At 42.1% G+C, this 23,809-nt stretch carries 21 protein-coding genes; 15 read left to right on the top strand and 6 right to left on the bottom strand.

Translation table 11 applies throughout. The features are described 5' to 3' along the window. Positions 1-53 precede the first annotated feature (53 nt). The 8 genes from BW961_RS21465 to BW961_RS21430 all read left to right on the top strand — a co-directional run bounded on the left by BW961_RS21465 (position 54) and on the right by BW961_RS21430 (position 11,221). Entirely contained in the window at positions 54-851 is a 798-nt protein-coding gene (locus BW961_RS21465) for a sulfite exporter TauE/SafE family protein (RefSeq protein WP_068592071.1), read from the top strand. Positions 852-893: 42 nt separating this feature from the next. Further along, positions 894-1,205: a rhodanese-like domain-containing protein gene (locus tag BW961_RS21460; protein ID WP_068592069.1), complete on the top strand. Its 312-nt coding sequence runs from the start codon at positions 894-896 to the stop codon at positions 1,203-1,205. Further along, positions 1,202-1,579 (top strand): rhodanese-like domain-containing protein, encoded by a 378-nt coding sequence (locus BW961_RS21455; RefSeq protein WP_244556019.1) that lies wholly within the window; start codon positions 1,202-1,204, stop codon positions 1,577-1,579. Before BW961_RS21460 ends, BW961_RS21455 begins: the two co-directional genes overlap by 4 nt. A gap of 215 nt (positions 1,580-1,794) precedes the next feature. Beyond that, positions 1,795-4,566 carry a TerB N-terminal domain-containing protein gene (locus BW961_RS21450; RefSeq protein ID WP_068592067.1) on the top strand — a complete coding sequence of 924 codons (2,772 nt, stop codon included), beginning with the start codon at positions 1,795-1,797 and terminating at the stop codon, positions 4,564-4,566. 21 nt (positions 4,567-4,587) lie between these two features. Then, positions 4,588-5,907 carry an ATP-binding protein gene (locus BW961_RS21445; RefSeq protein ID WP_068592065.1) on the top strand — a complete coding sequence of 440 codons (1,320 nt, stop codon included), beginning with the start codon at positions 4,588-4,590 and terminating at the stop codon, positions 5,905-5,907. After that, entirely contained in the window at positions 5,904-8,132 is a 2,229-nt protein-coding gene (locus BW961_RS21440; protein WP_068592062.1) for a DEAD/DEAH box helicase, read from the top strand. Before BW961_RS21445 ends, BW961_RS21440 begins: the two co-directional genes overlap by 4 nt. Before the next feature lie 291 nt (positions 8,133-8,423). Further along, positions 8,424-9,431 carry an ABC transporter substrate-binding protein gene (locus BW961_RS21435; protein ID WP_068592060.1) on the top strand — a complete coding sequence of 336 codons (1,008 nt, stop codon included), beginning with the start codon at positions 8,424-8,426 and terminating at the stop codon, positions 9,429-9,431. A gap of 122 nt (positions 9,432-9,553) precedes the next feature. Continuing rightward, positions 9,554-11,221 carry an AraC family transcriptional regulator gene (locus BW961_RS21430; RefSeq protein ID WP_068592058.1) on the top strand — a complete coding sequence of 556 codons (1,668 nt, stop codon included), beginning with the start codon at positions 9,554-9,556 and terminating at the stop codon, positions 11,219-11,221. Positions 11,222-11,344: 123 nt separating this feature from the next. Here the strand turns inward: BW961_RS21430 and BW961_RS21425 are convergent, their stop codons facing one another. Continuing rightward, entirely contained in the window at positions 11,345-13,270 is a 1,926-nt protein-coding gene (locus BW961_RS21425; RefSeq protein ID WP_244556018.1) for an LTA synthase family protein, read from the bottom strand. A 298-nt stretch (positions 13,271-13,568) separates the two neighbouring features. Here BW961_RS21425 and BW961_RS21420 point away from each other — a divergent pair, with 298 nt between their 5' ends. The 4 genes from BW961_RS21420 (at position 13,569) to BW961_RS21405 (ending at position 16,804) form a co-directional block, all read left to right on the top strand. After that, on the top strand, positions 13,569-13,940 hold the full coding sequence (locus BW961_RS21420; protein ID WP_068592056.1) for a hypothetical protein: 372 nt from the start codon (positions 13,569-13,571) through the stop codon (positions 13,938-13,940). 155 nt (positions 13,941-14,095) lie between these two features. Continuing rightward, positions 14,096-14,590 (top strand): cation:proton antiporter regulatory subunit, encoded by a 495-nt coding sequence (locus BW961_RS21415; protein WP_068592054.1) that lies wholly within the window; start codon positions 14,096-14,098, stop codon positions 14,588-14,590. Positions 14,591-14,594: 4 nt separating this feature from the next. After that, complete coding sequence (locus BW961_RS21410) at positions 14,595-15,848, top strand: cation:proton antiporter (RefSeq protein ID WP_068592052.1); 1,254 nt, start codon at positions 14,595-14,597, stop codon at positions 15,846-15,848. A 161-nt stretch (positions 15,849-16,009) separates the two neighbouring features. Further along, positions 16,010-16,804: a YitT family protein gene (locus tag BW961_RS21405; protein ID WP_212568137.1), complete on the top strand. Its 795-nt coding sequence runs from the start codon at positions 16,010-16,012 to the stop codon at positions 16,802-16,804. 111 nt (positions 16,805-16,915) lie between these two features. Here BW961_RS21405 and BW961_RS21400 read toward each other — a convergent pair whose 3' ends face one another. The 3 genes from BW961_RS21400 to infC form a co-directional block, all read right to left on the bottom strand. Then, positions 16,916-17,665 carry an SDR family NAD(P)-dependent oxidoreductase gene (locus BW961_RS21400; RefSeq protein WP_082867701.1) on the bottom strand — a complete coding sequence of 250 codons (750 nt, stop codon included), beginning with the start codon at positions 17,663-17,665 and terminating at the stop codon, positions 16,916-16,918. A 261-nt stretch (positions 17,666-17,926) separates the two neighbouring features. Continuing rightward, positions 17,927-19,000 carry an undecaprenyldiphospho-muramoylpentapeptide beta-N-acetylglucosaminyltransferase gene (locus tag BW961_RS21395; protein ID WP_068592048.1) on the bottom strand — a complete coding sequence of 358 codons (1,074 nt, stop codon included), beginning with the start codon at positions 18,998-19,000 and terminating at the stop codon, positions 17,927-17,929. A gap of 117 nt (positions 19,001-19,117) precedes the next feature. After that, positions 19,118-19,603, bottom strand: a complete 486-nt coding sequence (gene infC / locus BW961_RS21390; RefSeq protein WP_068592046.1) for a translation initiation factor IF-3 — start codon at positions 19,601-19,603, stop codon at positions 19,118-19,120. Between the two features lie 556 nt (positions 19,604-20,159). On the opposite strand from infC, the gene BW961_RS21385 reads away from it, so the two are divergent. Both BW961_RS21385 and BW961_RS21380 read left to right on the top strand, forming a co-directional pair. Further along, a complete protein-coding gene (locus BW961_RS21385; RefSeq protein ID WP_036651712.1) occupies positions 20,160-20,360 on the top strand; it encodes a cold-shock protein in 201 nt (66 codons plus the stop codon). Positions 20,361-20,520: 160 nt separating this feature from the next. Next, positions 20,521-20,751, top strand: a complete 231-nt coding sequence (locus BW961_RS21380; protein ID WP_068592044.1) for a cold-shock protein — start codon at positions 20,521-20,523, stop codon at positions 20,749-20,751. 129 nt (positions 20,752-20,880) lie between these two features. On the opposite strand, the gene BW961_RS21375 is transcribed toward BW961_RS21380, so the two are convergent. Both BW961_RS21375 and BW961_RS21370 read right to left on the bottom strand, forming a co-directional pair. Beyond that, positions 20,881-21,594: a YcnI family copper-binding membrane protein gene (locus tag BW961_RS21375; RefSeq protein ID WP_244556017.1), complete on the bottom strand. Its 714-nt coding sequence runs from the start codon at positions 21,592-21,594 to the stop codon at positions 20,881-20,883. 36 nt (positions 21,595-21,630) lie between these two features. Further along, positions 21,631-23,295: a copper resistance CopC/CopD family protein gene (locus tag BW961_RS21370; RefSeq protein WP_068592042.1), complete on the bottom strand. Its 1,665-nt coding sequence runs from the start codon at positions 23,293-23,295 to the stop codon at positions 21,631-21,633. Between the two features lie 285 nt (positions 23,296-23,580). Between BW961_RS21370 and BW961_RS30660 the strand changes: the two genes are divergently transcribed. Beyond that, on the top strand, positions 23,581-23,754 hold the full coding sequence (locus tag BW961_RS30660) for a hypothetical protein (RefSeq protein ID WP_169810361.1): 174 nt from the start codon (positions 23,581-23,583) through the stop codon (positions 23,752-23,754). The last annotated feature ends 55 nt before the right edge of the window (positions 23,755-23,809 follow it).

Raw genomic sequence — 23,809 nt, 5'->3', positions numbered from 1 at the left:
GCGAGCTCAATGGATGTATCAATCTATTGGGCTAGCAGTATAAAGGTGGGTCTATGGACATATTTCTTGCAATGATTATGATTATTCTTGGTTTTGTGGGTTCTTTCTTTTCTGGATTGTTAGGTATTGGTGGGGCTATCATCAATTATCCCTTGTTACTGTTTGTTCCTTCAAGTCTTGGTGTAGCTAACTTTACAGCACAAGAGGTATCCGGCATCAGTATGTTTCAAGTATTCTTTGCATCATTAGCGGGCGTTATAGCCTATAAAGTGAGAAGCAAGAAAAGTGAAACAGCGTCATTGATCCATAAGGGACTTGTACTCAATATGGGCGTTAGTATTTTGCTAGGAAGCCTTATCGGAGGATACGTTTCCAGATTTTTAGTTGGAGATGAGATTAACGTTATTTATGGTGTATTAGCGATTATTGCTGTTGTGCTTATGGTTATTCCGAATAAAGGCAAACAACAAGATGATTCGAGTGAAATAACGTACAACAGAATGATTGCCATTGTAGCGGCATTTTTAACCGGTATTGTCTCGGGTATTGTTGGAGCAGGTGGAGCTTTTATTCTTATTCCTATTATGTTAACTGTGCTAAAAATCCCAACAAGAACGACAATAGCCTCTTCCCTTGCCATCGTATTTATTTCTGCCATAGGCGGTGTAATTGGTAAAATAACAGGAGGGCATATTCCCATCGTGCCAACGCTGTTCACTGTAATAGGAAGTGTAATAGGGGCACCTCTTGGATCGAAGATCAGTGCAAGAATGAATGTGAAATATTTGCGATATGCCTTAATCGTTTTAATTTCAATCACGGCGGTTAAAGTGTGGTTGTCGATTTTATAATTGTTATGAAATAAAGGAACTTCAATAAAGGAGAGAAATGAAATGGCCTTTAATATACCGAAAGAGATAACGCCCGAGGCGCTCGCTACACGTTTGAACAACGGGGAGTCCCTTATGATTATAGACGTAAGAGAACCACAAGAATGGATGGAAGGACATATTGCGGGTGCTACACATATTCAACTTGGACAACTATTGGAAAGACAAGATGAGTTGGATCCAGTTCAGGAAATGTTCATGGTCTGTAGAAGTGGAGGCCGTAGTGGTTTAGCATGTGAGATGCTAAGTGAAAGAGGATTTAATGTCATTAATATGACGGGCGGTCTTTTGGATTGGACAGGTGAATTAGTGTGAGTATTATTTACCCCGCTATCCTCGTCGTTGTTATTTGGTTTATTTTTAACCGAATGGGGTCGTCCAAGAATGTAAGAAGTTTAAAGGATGCGGATTTCCGTAACGAAATGAAGAATAGCCCAACACCGATGTTGATTGATGTACGCGAACCACATGAATTTCAAGGTGGATTTATCCCGGGTGCTAAGAATATCCCTCTTTCTCAGTTAGGCCATCGACTTTCGGAGATTCCAAAGGATAGCCATCTACTCCTCTATTGCAGAAGTGGTATGCGAAGTGGTAAAGCGGGAGGAATTCTTATGAAAAAAGGCTATACCCAACTAGCGCACTTGCAAGGCGGCATCGGCGCTTGGAAAGGGAAGATTTCGAAGTGATATAACCAAATAAGTAGAACCCTGAATATTACATTTGGGGTTCTTTTTGCGTATGATGTTACCGACGTGAAACCATCAGTTTTTAGATAAATAGTGATATAATCTAATCGAAGTGTTTATTAGTGAATTCCAACCTCGATGATCATCGAAGGAAGTATATATAGCGTGTGAAGAGGATTTTTTTTATACAGTGGACTAGGAAAGGAGGGTGACTTATGACCGACAAAGGGGAAGAAAGAAACCTTGTTGACATCCACATTCGCGAAGCATTTCAAGCTGCTGAACTTGTACTGGAAGGTTATTCAGAAGTGAACAATGGTGTAGGCCAAGCCTATGCGATTCCTGTGTTGACGGTAGGATCTGAGCGGCTTAAAGCTGCTGAAGTCTCACGAAAGATCAAGCCAGACGAGTCTCTTGTACCTGTTCTTGATGGTTATATTTCGGTGGATACCCTTAGGCAAGCTGGGATAGGTCCAATGGGCAGAACCATTCATGGAGCCGTATTGGACAGACCTTATCAACTCCTTCCGGTGGAGATTATTGCTCGTGGAAGTGAGAGGATGCAAGGTGCGTGGAATCGGGTTGTCTTTCCTGATCTAGTGTGGCCCCATGGAGGAACATACCCAGTCTACGAACATTTGAAATTTCTGGCGGAGTGGGGCTTGAATGGGGGTGCTCGGGGTGGAGCATTCAAACATGCAGACCAAATACGGATGTTCATGAATGATACAATACATCGTTATCCAGACACGAAGATCCTTGTGGTAGGTAAAAAGGTATTATTGGACAAGCTGAGAGAGAGTTGGATTGAGCTAGATGCGATGTGGCTTACCGCTGGTGGGAAACAACAGATGTTTCAAGAGATTCTCTCCAGTGGGATTATGATTGCTACACCTAATGTAGCGAAGCAACAACAAGTACAGACGATGTCCTTTGATATCATACTTATGCTTGAACCCGATGATTTAACGAAAAGTAGTACGACTCAAATATATAAGCAATTGAAGAAGATGAAGTCACGGCTCAAGATTGCGATCTATGCAGAAGAAGATTATATTTCACAGTCTTATGTGTCGACTACTCATATGAATTTGTTGAAGATCAATGAATATACCGTATCTCAATACGTGATCTATAATCCTAAGAATCCGAGAAAAGAATTGCCAAGACCCTATCGGAGGATGGTACGACCGTCCATACTTTCGGAGTCTACCTCACTTCATATGACGGAGATGGAACTAGAAGGAGAGCGTGGCGAGAAGGGGACACCTATTCCCCGTAGAGAAGATGGGGGACAATCAATTCCATCGGTATTAACGCCATGGCCGGTACCCGAAAGACATGCCTCTCATCATATGGAACAAGGGCAAAGTACGCCGATTTTGTCAGAGGTAGAAGGTATCCAAGCATCCGTTTCTAGGAGCGAACTGAAATCCCCGTTCGATCTTAAACTTCATGATGAAATTGAGTCTCTATTTCCACTACAGCCGAGATCAGCCAGGGGGCTTGAATCATCCACTACCTTATTTCCTATCAGGGGAATAGGATTGGGAGACGCAAGTGAACATCGGTTTACCAAAAGAGCTAGAATGTTAGAGGAAACCATCGAATCATCCGCTGAGTTTGTACCTTTTATGAACTACTGGCCTACCTATGATAGCATGACAGCATCGCAATCTAAATGGTATTTCTATTGGAGAGGTGAAGTGAGAGGGAAGCGATATCCGGATACAGATCTTTCTTATCTTTTTCTATATGTGTATGAATTGATCAACGGGATCGGATGGAGAGAACCGCTACAAGGGTATCACATGATGGTCGATGTATGGATGGCCTATCGTGAACGTCATAAGAAACTGACGTCGCATTTATTAGAATGGATGACGGACTTTGCCTTGGTACATCAGCTTCCTATTTCTCTTCATGATGCATTCAGATATGCTCCAAATGAACTTTCCGGTGATTTGTTAGAGATGGAATTGAAGTATAGATTCAAGACAGAACCGCTTGATATCCCCTTATCCCTGTTGCTAAGATTGTCCGATGTTGATGTATCCAAGAGTAAGTTCTACATCGATGACGGGGAACAATCCATGAAGGAATATGTCCCTAAGGTGTTTGCGCTAGTGGATGCTTATTTAGCGAAACAACAAGGGCTACGCCTCATTGAGATGTTCTACCCGGGACCGATGACGGAAAAGGAAAGACCTCTGTTTCAAAGTGCGATGTACGATGAATCTCAACATGGTCGATCGGTTGTTATACATGTATCCAGAATTAGTGAACATGCACCTCTAAGGGAGTTCGCGACACAATTGATTCGTCTGACGGAGAATAAACTTCGAGAGAAATTGAAATTTAAGGGAAGACTTCGTGGCATTGAGCTAGAACCTGAGATTGAGACACTCGTGTCTCGTTACATGGATCGAATGTTCAATACATCGCCTGTACAAGAACGGACCGGTCCAGCTGTCGTTATCGATGAAGAGAAACTTGCTCAGCTTCAGCAAGATTCGGAGTTCGTTCGAGATATTCTTACTGTGAACCAAGAGGAAGAGGAAGATGCTGAGTTTGTTGTGGATCACGAACCTGAAGGGTCACAATGGGCTGTTGATGGGGATGAAGATACAGCCTTATCTCTAAATTTGTCGCAGCATAACTTAAAGGGGCTTGAAGAAGCTGAAGTTGACGGTCAGCCACCTGAATCCCACATAACATGGGATGTCACTGGACTACCAGAAGAGTGGGCGGAATTCGCGGACGCACTCAGAGCAATTCAACTCGAAGCTATATATGTACTGAAAGAGGGACACGGTCTGTCAGGACTACAGAATATAGCCAATGAAGCGGGAACAATGCCAGAACTGTTACTAGATGACATTAACCAGATCGCAATGGATACGATTGGTGATTTAATTATAGATGGTGATGAATTGACTGAGGAGTATATGCCGATGTTGGCTCAATTAACGAAGATAATTTCATGAGAAGAGTAAGAGGTGATAACCATGAGTGAATTGAAAATTCCCAAAAGAATGACGACAGCCCTTGTGAATTCCTTAACCGCAGGCGTGGTGCCGAGAATTGGGTTGGAGCATATCGCAGTAGGACGTAAGTTTGAAATTGAAGCTATTCTACGGGATATGGATAATGTCTCAGAGGGTGGCGCAACATTCAAGCTGATTACAGGACGATATGGTAGCGGCAAAAGCTTTCTGTTACAAATGATACGTAATTACGCGATGGATCGAGAATTTGTTGTGGCAGATGCTGATCTGTCGCCTGAACGGCGATTAGTTGGAACCAAGGGGCAGGGATTAGCGACGTACCGTGAGCTGATGACGCACCTCTCCACACGCACGCGTCCAGATGGAGGAGCACTCGAAGTTATTTTGCAGAAATGGATTGCCTCCATTCAGCAAGCAGCGATGAAGGAGCTAGGTCTTCGACCGAATGATCTTGCATTGAATCAGGAAGTGGAGCAACGGATATTTGCCATTACATCAGAGATGCAGAACATGGTACATGGGTTCGAATTCGCTAAGGTACTCGCAGCGTATTGGAACAGTTATAAGTTATTAGACGATGAGGGTAAACAAGCTGCACTTCGTTGGTTACGTGGTGAATATGCGACCAAAACCGAGGCACGTAAATCGATAGATGTTGGTGTGATTATCGATGATAGCAACTGGTACGACTATATGAAGTTGTGGTCGGAGTTCGTGGCTCGAATCGGTTACAAGGGACTGCTCCTGTTCATTGATGAAGGGGTTAATCTATACAAAATAACCAACAGCATCTCTCGTCAAAGTAACTATGAGAAGTTACTCATGATGTTTAATGACACCATGCAAGGTAAAGCAGAGCATCTAGGCATATTCCTAGGCGGAACCCCTCAATTTGTGGAGGATCCACGACGAGGATTGTTCAGCTATGAAGCACTTAGATCGCGATTGGTAGAGGGACGTTATGGCACTGAAGGCTTGAAGAATTACACAGGACCGATGCTTCGCTTGAACATGTTGTCGCATGAAGAGATCTTAATTCTATTACAGAAGCTTAGTCAGATTCATGCGATGCACTATAGTTATGAGTCATCTTTAAGCGACGTACAACTGGTACAATTTATGGAACTAGCAGTGGGTCGATTGGGGGCAGATGAACTCCTCACGACACGTGAAATTGTGAGAGATTTCATGGATTTACTCAATACACTCTATCAGAATCCAGAGAAGACATTCAGTGACCTTCTCGGCGAGCATCATGTGGCACCCGCTGCGGCTGATCCGGATGAAGTGAATGACTTCCTTGCGGAGTTCGAACTATGAGTAACAATCCTTTCTACCGATTAGCTCCGTTCATTCAAGAATTTATATATCGAAAAAGATGGGATGAATTACGTGAAGCACAAGTAGAAGCTTGTCGTGTGCTATTTGATACGGACAATCACTTACTTATCGCTTCGGGGACGGCTTCTGGCAAGACGGAAGCCGTCTTCTTTCCAGCATTGACGGAGTTGCATGTTAGGCCGTCTAAATCGGTGGGTATCCTGTATATTAGCCCACTGAAGGCGCTAATTAATGATCAATTTGAACGACTGAATGAACTTCTGAGAGAAGGCGGAATACCAGTGTGGCATTGGCATGGGGATGTTCCTCAAGCTGAGAAAACTAAACTCATGAAGAAGCCTTCTGGGGTACTACAAATTACGCCTGAATCTCTAGAGGGGCTTCTCATGAATCGACCCAATGCAATTCCAGCCTTATTCCATGATCTCAGGTACATCATCATTGATGAAGTGCATGCTTTTATGGGATCGGACCGAGGCATTCAAGTGTTATGTCAGCTGGCTAGAATTGAGCGAATGGCGTACTGTCAGCCGCGTAGAATTGGTTTGTCAGCCACGCTTAGTGACTATGATTCCGCAACGGAGTGGATTAGTGCAGGCACAGACAAACGAACGGAGATTGTGTCTCCACAGGGTGGACGCAAACTGAAGTTGAGTGTAGAGCACTTCTCATTTCCTGATGCACGTAATGAAGAAGAGGCTAAGATGTTGGAACATGCGAAGCAAGCGTATCACGACTACATATACGATCATACGCATCATAAGAAAGCTCTGGTCTTCACGAATAGTCGTTCCGATGCGGAACTAATGACATTGGAACTACGGCGCATAGCTACGAAGCGACATGAGCCCGATGTATTCTACGTTCATCATGGCAGTATATCTGCGATGTTGCGTGAAGAAGCGGAAGCGGCACTCCGTACAGGATATGGACCAGCCGTTGCAGCGGCAACCTTAACACTTGAATTAGGGATTGATCTAGGTGAACTGGAAAGAGTGGTTCAACTTGGAGCACCTTACAGCAGTTCGAGCTTCGTCCAAAGACTAGGACGATCAGGACGTCGTGGTAATGCAGCATCGGAAATGTTATTCGTATGCCCGGAAGAAGAGGATGAAGAGGCAGAGTTACCCGCACGGATGCCATGGATGTTACTGCGAGCGATTGCTGTCATCGAACTATATGTTCGAGAGAAATGGGTTGAACCGCTACAAGTTCGTCAAATGCCAATGGGACTGCTGTATCATCAAACGATGAGTGCGCTTAAGAGCCTTGGTGAAGCGGCACCTGCCGATCTTGCAAGAGCGGTGCTCACGTTACCTTCTTTTAAAGGGATTCGGCCAGATGATTACAAGATATTTCTAAATTATTTACTGCAGACTGACCATATTCAGCGGACAGAAGTGGGTACCCTCATTATTGGATTGATGGGGGAGCGAATCGTGAATAACTTCCGGTTCTATGCCGTGTTTAAAGATGATGAGGAACATGTTGTATATAACGGGACGGAGGAGATTGGTTCCATTACAACGGTTCCACCTCCGGGATATTGTTTCACATTGGCAGGTAAGCTGTGGAAGGTTGAAGAGGTAGATACGAAGCATCAAGCGGTCTATGTGAAATCTTCCCGTGGAAAAGTGGACACGCTCTGGTTGGGAGCTGGTGGGGATGTACATACCCGTGTCGTGCAGAAGATGCGTGAGATATTGGCGGACGATGGTATCTACTCCTATTTAGCACCTAATGCCGTGAACCGTCTCGAACGTGCTCGCCGCCTTGTGCGGGAAAGCGGGATGTTACGTAGTTCTGTCATACCTGCTGGAGGCGATTCCTTCTTCATCATGCCTTGGGTAGGAAGCAAGCAGTTCCGAACCTTGGAACGATTAATTAAGAATAACCTAAAGGATAAGTTGGGCCTTAGGTCTGTTGTCCCTATGGAGCCTTATTATATGGTCGTATCGGGTAAGACCAATGCGCAGACTCTCCTTGACCATATTCTAGCAGAATCCTCTAACTGCGAGGATCCGATCACCCTATTATCACCTGATGAAGCGCCGTATTTGGGCAAATACGATGAGTTTGTTCCTCCTGAGTTGATTCGAAGAGCTTTTGCAATAGATGGACTTGATGTTAGAGGAATTGCTAAGGAACTAGGGAAACATGAATACAGTTCAGCATCAAATAATAACCCCATAAACGAGATCTAATGTGATCCCCTTTAAGAGTCTCTCATTAAAAACTCATGTTTTCATGTAGTGATGAGAGACCTTGGAGGGGGTATTTCCATGAGAAAAGAAGGTTTAAGACGGTAGCAGTGCAAGATTATGTTGAGAAAATCTGAATGAATACCCGCTATGCTAGTATGTTTGTAGAAAATAAATGAGACAGATTTGATTTTGTCCATTGATTTAGTATGTCGATATCCGTACTCTACTAATAGAGAATGATTATCATTATCTATAACTATAAAACGAATAGAATAGTGGGGTAGAGTGTTTATGAAGAAAGTAAGATATATGGTTGGATTAATAGCACTGATTTCCCTAATGGGGGTTATGTTACTTGGCTGCACTGGTAGTAAAGATGACATTATAGCCAGTAAATCTATGAATGGAAATAGTGCAGACAGCACAACGGATGCAGCGAAGGGAACTTCAGATGTTTCAGAGAATGAAGTCTCACGTTCGTACACTGACTATAGAGGGCATACGGTTGATATCCCGACAGCACCGCAGCGTGTCATATTTGCGGGTGAAACGACGGGTGATCTACTGGAGATAGGCATTCAGCCGATTGGGGCGCTCGGAGGCTCCATCAAAGATACATTATATGAGAATGAGTTGACCCAAGTGGAGGATGTGGGTTTTCCTATTAATCTTGAGAAGGCTATTTCCCTAAATCCCGATCTGATTCTGGTTGCAGACACCGACGAGAAAGCCTATGAAAGTCTTACAAAAATCGCCCCAACGATTATGTTTGATACATTTGCATCGCTTGATGAACGAATGATCGAGTTGGGTGACATCTTTGGTAAACAGCAGGAGGCAACGGACTGGCTTATTATTTACAATGCAAAGGCGGAGGAAATCTGGAAGCAACTTTACGAAAAGGTGCTTAAGCCAGGAGAGACGGCATCTGTATTTACGTATTATCCTGGGGATCGGCTGTTCATTATGGCTCAAGCTGGATTTCCACAGTTATTGTATGGCAAGGGTGGTATGAAACCGACGGAGCCGATTCAAGAGGTTCTAGATGCAGGAGAAGGATTTAGACAAATATCAGTGGAAGAGCTTGGTAAATTTGCAGGAGATCGTATCTTTATTCTCAATCCTGTAGACAGTGAAGCGGGGAAATCAACGGAAGAACTGTTGGCAAGTCCGATTTGGAAGGGCCTTCCTGCCGTGAAGAACGGACATGTTTACCGATTAGATATAAATAAAGCGAGCTCGGACGCCTTTACCCGTGAATATATGCTGAATGAGCTACCGAAATTACTGGGTAACTAAGGCCTAAGATAAATATATAAAGATAGCGATCGTTCTTAAGTAAGCTTTTCAATCTTAGGGTTGAAAGGCTTACCTTTTTTCTATACAATGAGAACTATTCTCATTTAAAGGAGTCGTTCATTATGAATAAGGATCCCATTCCTATATCAACAACGCAATCACTGCTCTTTCATTTGGATGAAGTCCGATTGTGTCAGGTACCTTCTGGAGGGGAAACGCTAAAGGAACGAAACCCATTACATACACTGATGGTTGTAACACAGGGTCAAGCGGGGGGCATGACGGACGATTATAGAAAGTTTCACTTGGTTCCGGGTAGGGCATTCTTAGTTTGTCCCCAAAGTGGATACCAGCTTCAGAATGAAACGGAATGCACCCTAATATATTACAGGCTGTCTTTTTCCGCTATTCAGATGAGAGGAATGCATCCTCAATTATACAATGGAGAGCTAGCATCTAGGTTAGGGGAGCTGACTGCCCATCCACTGACTCGTATCCTACGTCTTGTGAAGCTTATGGAAGAAGCAGAGATATCCTCTAACGAACTGGGAGATTACAAGAGACAGCTTTGCTTTCAAGAGCTGATGGTGCTTCTTCTTCAGCACAACATTCAACCTGAGAGCGTGAATGTAGATGGGACCAAGCTCGTTGAGGATACCCTTACCTATATTCATAGTCACTATATGGAACGTATAAGCGTCCGGCAACTTGCAGAATTAGCAGGGGTTATGTATCAACAGTATACTCGGATTTTTCAACAACTGACCGGTAAGAAACCACTGGATTATCTGAATGAGTTGCGGATTGAGAGATCTAAAGAGTGGTTGCGAAACACAGATGCACCGCTGCGTGAGATTGCTCATCTAGTCGGCTTTCAGGATGAATATTATTTCAACCGTCGCTTTCGCCAGATGACGGGTCAAGCGCCAAGACAGTATTCCAAATCAACACTGGGGCTGGTCCACGTCCGCGACTGGCTTGGTAATAGCGTCGAGATTCCGCAGCGTCCGAGACGAATCGTATATCACGGAGAGACATTTGGCGATTTAGTGGCACTTGGTGTAGATGCAGTAGAGGGTAGTGCACTCTTGGAAGAACGCATCAAGATTGGAGAGAAATTATCCAATGTGGTCGACGTCGGATTCTTAATCGATGTTGCCAAGCTAGGAGAGTTGGAACCGGATTTAATTATTCTGGCGAGCAGCGATGAGGAACAGTATAACAAGGCGATGGGGATCGCTCCAACGGTAACATTTGATTCATTTGCGCCCCTTGAAGAGCGGCTGCACACGCTAGGAAATTTGTTGGGCGTTCGTGTGGTTGCCGAACAATGGCTGGAGAATTATAAGGAACGCACGGAGCAGATGTGGATGCGATTGAGTGAGGAACTACAACCGGGGGAGAGCGCTTCAGTGTTCATTACTGATCGCGGTGGACGTTTTTTTGTAATGGGAACAATTGGACTTCCGGCTACGTTATATCATAAGTCGGGTTTTCAGGCGCCTTCCAGTATTGGGCAGTTACTTGACCGAGGAGTGAGCTATATGGAAATTTCCATCGATGATCTGACCCATTTCGCAGGAGATCGAATATTTATGGTTCTGACGAAGGAGGCTTCATCCCGGCAGGCGGCCTATGAATTAGCTGAAAGTAAGGTGTGGAAAGGACTACCCGCTGTCCGAAGTGGCCATGCTTACTGGGTAGAGGATTGTGAGTGGAATTATGGGGACGCCCTGACGAGTATCCACATTCTTGATATGCTTCCAGACTTGCTCACAAGATCTTCCTAAATAATCGTGCATTGAGGCGGCTCTTGTGCTAGATGCGATAGATCATATAGCAAGAAAAAGAGACATTAGAGCGTATTGCTCTAATGTCCCAAGACAATTTTTGTATCAAGTACCTATACACGATTATGGTGTACGTTTAGGCAACAATTTCACATATTTATCTGATAATTTCATAAGTGACATTATATAATCATAGTCCTTACGGTAGGCACTCACATCTTGAACAGGTTGGAGTGTCTTTAGCGAAGTGGCTGTTCCATCCTCAAAACCAGCACCAGGAACAAACAAGACATCGTTATTAAAGAAAGACCCTGTTGGTAAGTAATATCGCATCCCCACAACATGATGGTCCGTATTTAGAAGGTCACGTCCGAATGCGGTAAACTTCTTATCCTCTAAGGATAGACCCAAGAGATTAGCCACTGTCGGCATAATATCGAGTTGTCCACCAGTAAGTTCAACAACTTTACCATCCTTTTGTTTAGGAACATGAATCAGGAATGGAATATTGAATCGACTGATCTGATTATCGTAAGGAATACCAAGTTTGGCTGTTATCTCAGACCCAGCTATTTCTTTCGGGTTAAGACCAAAGTGATCTCCATAAACGACCAACATGGTGTTATCCCACAGGCCATTCTCTTTTAACTGATCAATAAGTGTACCTAATGCATAATCGGTATAATTCACAGCTGTTAAATAGTTACCGAGTTGCGATCCCTCCATATCGGCAGGAACCGTAATTCTACGTTTATCTTCGGGAATAACAAAGGGAGCATGACTAGACGTTGTTACGAACTGTGCATAAAAAGGCTTCTTGTCAGAGGCCATCTCTGTGATCTTCTCGATACCAACACGATACATTTCTTCATCTGAAGCGCCGAAATCATTAAATAGATCATTTACATAGTAGGGTTTGTCATAATAATGATCGAATCCAAGCCCTGGGTATAACAAGTTTCGACTCCAAAAAGTTACATCATTGATATGGAAAGTTGCTGATTTATATTGCTGATCATGTAATAAGCGCGGAAGGCTTGGTAGCTCTCTGTTTCCAAATCCGGCCGACATCGCTTCGGTTCCGGTTGGATAAATGGATGTGTTGGACATGAATTCAGCATCCGATGTATTGCCTTGACCAATCTGCTGATAAAAGTATGGGAAATAGTAGCTTTCTTTCGCAAGCTGGTTAAGCACAGGTGTGACTTCTTGTTGTTCTAGATTGAGGTGAATCGGGAAATTCTGAAAAGCTTCCATTTGCACAACAATGACGTTCATGCCTTTAGCAGATCCGAACTGTGCAGGTGGTACAGCGTTATTATTACGATAAGGATAGGTTGACTGTAGCGCATTCACTTCTGCTTTGGTTTCCTGCAGATTTCCACTAGCGATCATGTTGCTCTCTTGTTTACTCTTAAGTGCAGCAGCCACTTGGTAATTTAGAAATCCAAGATTCTCAGCTTGAACAAGTTCATTATCGATGTGCAGAGAACGGTTGATAACAAGACTTGAACAACCAATACTTAGTATTAATGTTAATGCAACAACGATGTTCCATTTCATTTTTCCGACCCGGTGATTGCGAGTAGAACTCATGATATGACCTAAGGTGTGCATTCGATGTCTCTTGCGACGGACAATGATACTAACAAGAATAAATATTAGGCCGACAGCCAAATCTACAAAAAACAAGAAATGGATCGGTTTGATCAAAGTAGTAATACTGGAACGAATTTGACCTACTTGTCCTAGTTCTGTGAGTGTCGTATATGTGGGTACTGAACCGAAATGAATCTGATACAACGTTGCAGCAAAGAGCATAAGCGAACCAATGAGATTAACACTCCAGAATACGCTTCGTTTTGCTTTGATCGGTGTGATGAGATCGAATAAACACATGATTACAAGGATGGACAATGTGTCTGCGATTAGACCTGCTCCCGTAACTTCTTTGAAAAAGAAAAAGCGAAGGAGGCATAACTTAGCTAATAATAGTAGCGTAATACCAATCAAAGTGGGTAATTTGTTTGCTTTCCAATTCATGGACATTTCTTATTTCACTTCTTTTCTTTTATTGAAAAATTAATAATTAGTGTAACGTAAAAAACGAAAAAAGACAAAGAAATGGTAGTTATTAGTCATTAGGAGAATCGACTGTTAATATGTTAGATCCGTGGACATAATAACCAAGAACTTCGACTCTGCGTAAATTTCCGCCACTAAAGTGCATCAAGGTTTAATCATCAGTGACCATAAACATGACTTCACAATGATCCATCTCAGTTTGAGATCGTTTTTGTAATGTGTTATCATTTTAGTAACAGTATGCGAAAGGAGGAGATGAGATATGATCAGAATACAACAGGTATTTCGTTTTTTTATGTTGCTTGGTATAGCTTTGGTTCTATCCTTCTCCTTTCCGGTGTCTTCTAATGAAGAGCGTACGAGTGAAAATGAAACATACCAGCGAACGATTACTTCAGAAGTACATATGGTTAGACCTCTAGTTCGTCAAACCGCACCAGTATACTCAAGGCTTATTATAGTCGCGCAATTATTACCTCTTTTATTCATGGTTTATCTTCTAAACATCCTACGATTACCTTTATTTGTGAATCCCTTTAAACGTTGTATTCCTTTATTATTACGTCGCTTATTTCTTGACCCCATTAAATACACCTCCACTTTTGTGAGCAGAGCTAATTGGTCTGTGCTCTAATTTAATTCACCCTTTTATAAGCTTACCTTTTCCTAATACAAATTTTTATAATGTTATACTAAAATGATGAACAATAGAGACGGACACTGTTCTTTTTTAATGAACAATGTAATCGTTCTATTTAAATATTCAGAATAATTGGAGGTATTTTAATAATGAATGTACGAGAAATAGATTTGCCAGGTATTGGGAAGAAATTTCATATTATGACGCGTAGTGGGGATAAGTTAGTTGTCATTATTCATGATGATGGAAGAAGAGAAATGTATCATTTTGACTATGAGGATCCGGATGACAGTGTATCTATGATTTCTATGGATGACGATGAAGCACGTGTGATTGCGGCAATTGTAGGTGGAATGACTTATGTCCCGAAAGCACTTGAGAAAGTGGATATGGCATTTGATGAACTGATTATTGAATGGTACAAAATTGACAGTAGCTATAAATCCATTGGTAAATCGATTGGTGAACTTGATGTGCGCCAGAATTCGGGAGCTATGATTATTGCCATTATTGAGAAAAATCACAGCAAGCACGTAAACCCAGGTCCAGAATTCGTGATTACGAAGGAGTCAACGCTGGTTGTTGTAGGAGAACGTGAACAGCAGAAGTTATTCAAACAAATTTTACTGAACGGAAGTGGTTGAATAGATGGATTATATTGTTTTTGAAGTAGGGTTGGCCATTGCTTTAATCGCTGCAGCGGGACTGATAGCGACTAAGATTAGATTTTCCGTTATTCCCTTTTATATATTGATTGGTATGGCCGTTGGGCCTCACGCAATGAACTTTTGGCATTTTGATTTCAGATTCATAGAGAGCGCCCCCTTTATCGACCTTTTAGGTCGCATCGGGGTACTGTTCCTCTTATTCTATTTGGGTATTGAATTCTCAATAGGGCGGTTGATCAAGTCAGGCAAGTCGATTGTGACGGGCGGATCGATATACATTGGAATTAACTTTACTTTGGGACTTATATTGGGATGGTTAGCGGGGTTTCCGATTTCGGAGATTCTCGTTATTGCAGGGATTACAACCATCTCTTCGAGTGCCATTGTAGCCAAAGTCCTTGTGGATCTGAAGCGTACAGCTAATGCAGAGACAGAAATGGTCCTTGGAATAACCATGTTTGAAGATGTATTCCTTGCTGTATATTTATCTATCCTCTCAGGAATTGTGCTCAGTGACTCCTCTAGTGTGTGGGGTGTACTATTGACGGCATCCATAGCCTTGGGATTCATGTTATTGATGATTATTATTGGACGAAAAGCTGTCCCATTGTTAAATAAGCTGCTCAATATTCGTTCTAATGAACTATTTGTCCTTGTTGTGTTTGGTTCATTATTTCTAGTGGCGGGCTTTGCAGAAACGATTCATGTAGCTGAAGCTATAGGAGCGTTACTCTTTGGACTCGTACTCGCGGATACCGACCATGCGAAACGCATTGAGCATCTTATTTTACCCTTCAGGGACTTTTTCGGAGCTATCTTCTTCTTTAGCTTTGGGCTATCCATTAATCCTTTAGAAATGTTTGGTGCGGTATGGTTATCTCTTGCAGCTGTTCTTCTAACCCTTATTGGGAATTTCGTTGCAGGTATGATAGCAGGTAGAAGTGCAGGATTGTCAACTAAGGCATCCTTTAACATCGGATTCACAATCATGGGACGTGGGGAATTCTCCATTATCATGGCTAACTTAGGCAAAGCAGGGGGCCTTATGCCCATACTACAGTCCTTTACAGCTCTGTATGTATTAATCATGGCCATCCTAGGGCCTTTATTATCTAAAGAGTCTAAGCATATTTATAACTTCATGGATAACATATTCAAATTCAAAGATTCTAAGAGAAGAGATAAAGGTGAGGTTAAGGTGAAACCTAAGCTGCCAGAGGAAAGTGGAACGTAAACGTTTATAATCCACGCCTGAAATGCTGTCCAGAACCGTCTGTCATGATAGGTAAACTCTATTGCAGAAGAGGAGGATTTGCACTGAAACTACTTAGAGCTTCTTTGGAACCAACGCACGCTTATGAGCGCGGTGAATTTAAACGCTGGTGTACTCGAATTTTGTTTGTTGTTATAGGAAGCGTGTTAGCCTCAGTAGGGTTGGAGTTGTTCTTAATTCCAAATCAGATTATTGTTGGTGGAATGACAGGGATTTCTGCTCTATTCGCTCATATGACGGAGATGAGATTAGGATTATTTCTTCTTTTATTGAATGTACCCTTTATAGGTATGAACTACAGACACATTCGAAGAGAGTTTGTCATCCTGACGGTACTGGGATTGATCGTATTCTCACTAAGTGCCATCTTTCTTCATCATACGCCTGCATTGATCGAGCATCCATTATCTGCTGCAATGGTCGGTGGAGTCTCACTGGGACTTGGAGTTGGTACAGTTGTTCGATATGGCGGAGCATTGGATACGCTGGAACTTTCTGAACAGTCTCATTGGAGAAATGGATTACCTGTGGACAACATCATGATGTTGATTAATTGTATGGTGTTGAGCACCGCTGGTGTTATATTCGGATGGGATCAAGCGATGTATTCTGTTATTGCCTATCTTCTAGCGTACGAGATGATTCATATCACCATTAGAGGATTCGCATTGTACAGGACGATGTATGTTCAGAGCGCGAGACATGACGAGATTAAGCAGGTTCTGGGATTAAGTCTTAGTCTTACGAATATATCGGAAGATGAGATGAATTCCGACCTTGAACACAATAACTTGGTATCCAAACCTTTAGTATATAAAGTGCATATCGCTGAAAAAGCACGATTTAGGGTTCTGGTGAGGTCCATAGACCCTGAAGCGGATATTTCAAGTAATGATACAAGAATCGCACCAAATTAGTTTAATGGAAATTAATTATCATGCTAATGAAAAGCCGAAAGCAGGGAGTAATCCTAGCGTTCGGCTTTTCATTGTAACTTACTATTATCACGGAAATAATAGCTGAACACATCAGCCGTTCATGACACTACCACCATTGGCTCCAAGAACTTGTCCGGTATAAATGCTTCCGTCATCTGAGGCAAGAAATAGAATGGATCTTGCAATTTCCCGTGGGAATGCGAGTCTATTTAGTAAATAACGTGCGTCGTTCTTATCTTGGGTTTCCTCGAGAGAAGAGCGGATGTCGGTGAATGTACCACCTGGTGCTACGGCATTAACTAACACGTATGGAGCTAGTTCCCTTGCAAGTGATTTAGTAAACGCAGTAATGCCGCCTTTAGCTGCTGCATAATGTGCGAATTCAGCACCACCTTGGCTTACAAGGTCGGATGTAACGTTAATGATTCTCCCGGATTTCTGCTCCCACATTCGGCGAGCTGCTTCACGAGAGGTATAGAAGGTGCCATACATATGTATTTTGATCATTCTGTCCCATTGCTCGTCTGTCATTTCTCTGACGGATACTGCTTGTGCAATTCCGGCATTGTTGACTAGAATATCTATTCTTCCGAACAGATTGTCCATCGCAGTGAATAAATCTTGTACCTGAACAGGGTCACTGACGTCTGCATGAAAGATTTCAGCTCGAACGCCGTAAGTTTCTGCTTGATTCTTAACATCCAGTGCTTCCTTATCGTCACCGAAATAGTTAATCATGACGTGGATACCTGCTCTGGCAAATTCCAAAATGACTGCTTTTCCAATCCCCCTACTAGAACCTGTAACTAAAGCGCATTTTACGGTCGACTCCATAGCCATTTTGTTTAGTCTCCTTCAATAAAATGATAGGGCTTTCATAAATGAAAACACACAAAAAAAGACGAAATATTTAAGCTAATATATCAAATTTGATCATTCATATCCATAGTTTACCATCCGTTAAGTGATGATATAAGTGAACAAATGTTACAAAATAGCAAACTAAATACACGTCGTTCATTATCGAAAGGACGTGTATTTAGTCATATATTGCAAGGGAAAGGGTCCGCTTAATGTGGAGAATCCCCATTTTCCATACGATTACTTCTTTTTGGCAGCCTTTTGAATAAGCCCAATGACTTGATCTATCGTACTCGAATGATCATGTTTAGTCATGTTGTCTACAATTTGAAGACGGTTAGACAACAAGAGTTCTAAAGATCTCATGAAGGAGTCATCGCTCAACTCTTCTTCCATTAGAACCTCAGCATATCCTGCTTTCTGAAATGATTGTGCATTTAATATTTGATCTCCCCGACTTGCTGCCCTTGATAGAGGGATCAATAACATGGGTTTGTGAAGTGCAAGAAATTCGAATATCGAATTGGAACCTGCTCTTGTCACGACAACATCAGCGGAAGCGATGACATCCGACAGCTCATCGTGGATGTATTCGAACTGTTGATATCCATCGAGATGGATGGAAGGGTCGATTTGGTCTTTCCCGCAGATATGTACCACTTGGTATTGTTCCAGGAGTTGGGATAGATTGTTACGAATGGTTCCATTTATTTTTTTCGAACCTAAGCTACCACCCATTACGAGAATAATGGGTTTACTGTTAACGAACTTAAGTAGGCTTCGCCCACGAGCGGCATTGCCAGCTCGAAGCTCATCACGAATAATAGCGCCAACATAAGTGGCTTTGTCACTCTTGATATGATCTAACGTTTCAGGGAATGTCACGCATACCTTAGTTGCAAGAGGAAGTGCGATTTTATTAGCGAGACCTGGCGTGATATCTGATTCATGGATAATGATGGGCACGTTGTTTAATTTGGCGCCAATGACGACAGGCACGGAGACGAATCCACCCTTTGAGAACACAACATCGGGTTTTATTTTCCGAATTAAGGAGTAAGCTTCAAATACACCTTTGACGATGCGAAAGGGATCTTTGAAATTCTCAACACTCATATATCGTCGAAGTTTGCCTGTTGAAATGCCGTGATAATCAACATGATCAACGTTACGAATAAGCTCAGACTCAATGCCCTTGATCGAGCCTATATATGAAACATCCCATCCTGATGCAACAAACCTTGGAATGAGAGCTACATTCACAGTGACATGACCTGCGGATCCACCACCAGTAAATAAAATACGTTTGGACATTTGTTAAACCTCACAGTTGTTCTGGTCACTTACGTGTCCCAGTTATTCTAAATTTCTTTTCAATTGATATCAAGTAAGTAGCTGTTAGTAACTACTCAGATTTCGTGCAACCACTCTCTATAGAGGGTTTACCTGAACCATGGCTTGTTTCCCGCTGAGTTGTATCCCAGTTTGTTTACCCCCAACGTCAATAACATCTTTTAGTAATCGTTCTAACAATTCCTTCGCTTTAGGACCTTCTTTACCTTGAATACGAACAACGAGCAACACGGATTTTCCCGATTGCAACAGCTTATGAGCCTGATTTTTCTTCGTATCGTAATCATGATCTTCAATTTGAGGGGTCAGGCGTATTTCTTTTACCTTAGTATTCTGTTCTTGCTTGCCGCTCTTTGGCTTGCCTTGCTGTACTTCTTGCTTAGCAGCTCCAGCCTTCATTAATCGGCAGGGTGGTGGGCTACTAAAGAGGGATGTACAGATCAGATCCACTTTGAGCTTTTTGGCCATGGATAGTGCTTCAACAGTGGAGACCACACCTAAGTCTTCTCCATGAATGCCGGTCAATTGAACCTCGGAGGCTCTAATTTTTTCGTTTTTGATCATTCTTTACACACCTAGACTTTCACTTGGGATAATGACCCCATGTTAGCGTGTGGGAAGAGAAATATCAACTATTAGAAAAAGTCCGTAACGTGTGAGTCTTAGACTCGAGAGTGAGTTGAAATTGAAAGGGGGTAATATCGGAAATGAAATGTTACTTAGGAACGAGAATTGCCCCTCGCCAACAAGAATTGAAGGCTGAGAAAGTTTAGCAAATCTTGTTCATCATATGAAGAGAGAAATAATACAATGCCTTATTGTTATAAAACATCGACGATTGGATATAATATATAGAGTGGTGGGGAATACGTTGTTATGTGCAAATTTTTTTTGTGTGGAAATATGAAGAGCCTAATAATTGATTTCACCTCATCCTTGCGTTTAGTATTGGCGTGTGATACAATTACCTTAGTTAGAAAACAGCAAGAACACATTGATCGCTTTCACGTATTGAAAAGCGGATTCAGTAAAAATGGAACTCTTTTCAATGTGTGAAACTTTTTTATATGTAAGTGTAAAAAAAGATCAGCATTAAATTAACTTTTTGGAGGAATTACAAATGCAAACAGGTACAGTAAAATGGTTTAACGCAGACAAAGGTTTCGGTTTCATCGAAGTTGAAGGTGGAAGCGACGTTTTCGTACACTTCTCCGCTATCACTGGTGACGGATTCAAAACTTTGGACGAAGGCCAACGCGTACAGTTCAACGTAGTTGAAGGAAACCGTGGACCACAAGCAGAAAACGTAGTTAAACTTTAATTAACTCAAGACTGCCCTTAACGTCTGTTAAGGGTGGTTTTTTCTATACTATGATATTTAAGAACGTAAAGGTATGATCTATCTTACGGATGCCGCTATTCTAAGTTAGGTATCCGTCTATACTTGTTTGGTTTTTTAAAGTCTTAGAAGGAGGTTGAGTATGAACTATCGCAAAAAATCGTTAGAGGAAATTCCAGAGGAAGATACTTCGATTTGGTCCTGTACGGACGAGAGCTGTAAGGGATGGATGCGTGATAACTTCGCATTTGAACATGAACCGACTTGTCGGTTGTGCAATTCCCCTATGGTGAGGGCTAGCAAGATGCTTCCTATACTTAACAATTCCAATGGTGACTTGAAGGCAATCAAGAAGGGCGTTCAGATTGATTAAATAACATCTAGGAAGAACTTCCATCGGTGGATGTTGCCTTCTAATACAAATAGAAACAGACCGTAATCCTTTAGGATTACGGTCTGTTTCTATTTGTAAATATGAAGTGTGTCTTAGTCGTAGTAAACTTTATTCTTTTTTCTTGTTGAGAGCTACAAATAAAGCTGCTATCGAAAAGATTAAGGCTGCAAGAGAGATAATCATGGTAGCAATACCCATGCCTGAGGTGGAATTAGTCATATCCATATTGGATGAGTCCGACATGTCTGAATGCTCGTGACCATCTGACACGGGTACTGTGGGTGTCGTTGTGCCATGAGTATCGTCATGACTTTCACTGTTGTTATTATTAGTTGCTTCCTCAGATGCTGAAGCGGCTGCAACAACGGTGATAGAATGAGGTGATTCTGAACCTTCATCTCCAGTCCACTCTACAATATTTCCGTCTTTGTAGTATTGATAAGCGTCCCATGCTAAGGATGCATCCGCTTCTGGATTCTGGACTACGAAGTTAAAGGCTTGAAATTCACCTGTAGAGATTCCGTTGCCTGTAGCGGTCCATGTAATGGAACTGACTTTACCTGAAGTGTCTTTCGCTGTGCTGATTTGCCAATCAGGTACAGGTTGATATTGTTTGAAATCTACTCCAGTCGGAATTTTTAACGTTACTTTCGTCGTTGGGATGTCTCTTTCAACGGGAATTTTAATAGTATAGGTTTCCCAAGCACCTGGTGTAGATGTTGTTGGTTTAACGGTAACATGAGCGCTTGCGACACCAGCGAACATCATGATACATGTGGCAACTGAAACGAACATGATAGATAATTTAGATCTTTTAAACAAAGTAAATCCCTCTTCTCAATTGTAGTGTGAATCGTCTTACTCGGTTCCTACCCTAATGTTAAATTCGGTGTCCAAAGTATCCAGCGAATCTGTTAGGATATGAACTTGGATATTCCACCGACCGGCCATGCTGATGAGATCTTCGGCGATAAAAGTGGAACCCGGTTGATATGGAATGAGGATTTCATATTTGTTCATGTCCATATCGAGGGAAGTGAGCGTAAGCTTAATTTGTTGAATGTTACTTACTTCTTTGTGACTAGCATCCTGTACTTGGATTTCAAATTGATTATTTCCGATGGTATTAGGACTAACCTGAAGTGAAATCTTTTCCCCAGTCGCTAACGTATTACTCAGATCAACTGGACCTGGTGAAGACATGGCTGTTGGTAAATTACTAAGGAGTGCCGCAAGCACAAGTGTGATTACACCGACACTTAATTCGATCCATACCGTTCTTCCTATGGATTTATTACGTCTTCCACGTAACATGTTGAAGGCTGCCAACCCTAGCATGATGAGTACGAGACCACATTTGATTAGCAACACTTGACCATATGTTGTGTTAAATAATGAATACATGGTCGGTATATACTTCAGACTGGCATAGGTCCCGCTTAGTATAAGGATGGTTACAAGACCGGTTCCCCAATAGGAGAACGTACGAATAACTCGGAAAATCATCCTTTTTCGATCTTCGGGGGAAGAAGGAAGCGAAGCCTCACCTGGCAGAATAGCAGCTAGAGTAAGTAATGAACCGATCCAGATACAGCTAGCGGACAAGTGAAGGAAGTTCATCGTTATGGATAGAACTTTCAATTCAGATGCAGCAGCATGGCCTATGAATGACTTAGATAAGAGAATTCCGAGTCCCAGAAGTAAAGCCGTGTATTGATAAAAGGACCTTGTGTAACTTCTCTCAGATGTTCGATTGGCAATATACATAACACCGCCTAAGACAATGACCATAACGAATTGGAGTAACCAAATTGTGCTAAAGCTCGTTTGCATCATTTGTTCAACCCATGGAGTCGTCCATAACTCAGACCATTGTAGTCGTGCTTCGATCGTAGCTTGTAAGGGAAGACTTAGCACAATGCTTGCAACTATACCTCCGTAAGATATCCATAACATCATACGGCTGCGCTGTGGTAATCGATGTTTCGCTTTGGGATTAGACGGATACATGAATAGATAGAAGGTGAGAATACCCAATAAGAAAGCCGTGCTTAAGTAGAGTAACCACCGGATTACAATCAGATCTAATCCAGGATAGTACCCTGTAGAGGTAGCTGCGGGAACATTAGTTGAACTACTACTGTTTCCAATTTGGAAAGGAATGTTCCCTTCTAGTGGATGACCATCCCCTGAAATGATCTTCCAACCAATGATATAGAGCCCATCTGGCAGATTGGGTTGGACACTTCCCTCAAGTGTCTTTGGCTGATTGTCTGCGATGTGGCTGTCATCTAGGTCAACGCGTTCTCCTGATGAATTCGTAACCTGAATAGAATGAAATGCAGGCTGGATCGATTCATTGAATTGGAGTGTGATCTTGGATGGTGAACCTAAGACTGTCTCGTTGGCTGAAGGTGTGGATTGTTGAAGATAGGCATGTGCATATATGGATGAAGGAAATAGAAATATACATACCAACGATAGGATCAATCCAAGTCCGAGTGTCTTTTTAATAATGTGCAAAATGTATTCACCTACTTACTCTTATGTTGTAATAGATCTATTTTACCGTGCTGTTCTTTAAATTGTAATGACTCTAATGGGCTATAGAGCGCAGTTAGGAAGGAAGATGGAGCATGAGGGAGGATATCTATGACTAAGGATGGTCAGGACCTCTCTTCAAAGTGTATCCTGTATTTCAAGGTGTGAGTCATGTTCAGCGAGATTCCATAATTGCTCAGCGTTCTTTATACTTAAAGTAGAACTTTTAACCGCAAGTTCAAAAACAAGTCAGGAGTGATTTCGTTAATGAACCATGCTATGTTGGAACGTCGTAGTGAGATATTGAAGAAGAATATCCACCAAATGATCATGCAAGATAATCAGGTTGGCATTAGTGATCAGCAGAATATGCTTATGCAGCATATGATTAAAGAGCTTCATCAAACATCTCACGAAATGAATACAACGGAAAAAGATTGAGATGACGACATTAAATCACTAAATAACCCGTTAGTTCGCAAGTAATCGAACTAAC

This window comes from Paenibacillus macquariensis, assembly GCF_900156375.1.
In the GTDB taxonomy this organism is placed as follows: Bacteria; Bacillota; Bacilli; order Paenibacillales; family Paenibacillaceae; genus Paenibacillus_AQ; species Paenibacillus_AQ macquariensis.
This window is presented reverse-complemented; position numbering and strand designations above follow the sequence as displayed.

Bases quoted from the DNA above. Each gene is read 5' to 3' on its own strand.
- BW961_RS21465 (WP_068592071.1), top strand. From the start codon at position 54: ATGGACATATTTCTTGCAATGATTATGATTATTCTTGGTTTTGTGGGT.
- BW961_RS21460 (WP_068592069.1), top strand. From the start codon at position 894: ATGGCCTTTAATATACCGAAAGAGATAACGCCCGAGGCGCTCGCTACA.
- BW961_RS21450 (WP_068592067.1), top strand. From the start codon at position 1,795: ATGACCGACAAAGGGGAAGAAAGAAACCTTGTTGACATCCACATTCGC.
- BW961_RS21445 (WP_068592065.1), top strand. From the start codon at position 4,588: ATGAGTGAATTGAAAATTCCCAAAAGAATGACGACAGCCCTTGTGAAT.
- BW961_RS21440 (WP_068592062.1), top strand. From the start codon at position 5,904: ATGAGTAACAATCCTTTCTACCGATTAGCTCCGTTCATTCAAGAATTT.
- BW961_RS21435 (WP_068592060.1), top strand. From the start codon at position 8,424: ATGAAGAAAGTAAGATATATGGTTGGATTAATAGCACTGATTTCCCTA.
- BW961_RS21430 (WP_068592058.1), top strand. From the start codon at position 9,554: ATGAATAAGGATCCCATTCCTATATCAACAACGCAATCACTGCTCTTT.
- BW961_RS21425 (WP_244556018.1), bottom strand. From the start codon at position 13,270: ATGTCCATGAATTGGAAAGCAAACAAATTACCCACTTTGATTGGTATT.
- BW961_RS21420 (WP_068592056.1), top strand. From the start codon at position 13,569: ATGATCAGAATACAACAGGTATTTCGTTTTTTTATGTTGCTTGGTATA.
- BW961_RS21415 (WP_068592054.1), top strand. From the start codon at position 14,096: ATGAATGTACGAGAAATAGATTTGCCAGGTATTGGGAAGAAATTTCAT.
- BW961_RS21410 (WP_068592052.1), top strand. From the start codon at position 14,595: ATGGATTATATTGTTTTTGAAGTAGGGTTGGCCATTGCTTTAATCGCT.
- BW961_RS21400 (WP_082867701.1), bottom strand. From the start codon at position 17,665: ATGGCTATGGAGTCGACCGTAAAATGCGCTTTAGTTACAGGTTCTAGT.
- BW961_RS21395 (WP_068592048.1), bottom strand. From the start codon at position 19,000: ATGTCCAAACGTATTTTATTTACTGGTGGTGGATCCGCAGGTCATGTC.
- infC (WP_068592046.1), bottom strand. From the start codon at position 19,603: ATGATCAAAAACGAAAAAATTAGAGCCTCCGAGGTTCAATTGACCGGC.
- BW961_RS21385 (WP_036651712.1), top strand. From the start codon at position 20,160: ATGCAAACAGGTACAGTAAAATGGTTTAACGCAGACAAAGGTTTCGGT.
- BW961_RS21380 (WP_068592044.1), top strand. From the start codon at position 20,521: ATGAACTATCGCAAAAAATCGTTAGAGGAAATTCCAGAGGAAGATACT.
- BW961_RS30660 (WP_169810361.1), top strand. From the start codon at position 23,581: ATGAACCATGCTATGTTGGAACGTCGTAGTGAGATATTGAAGAAGAAT.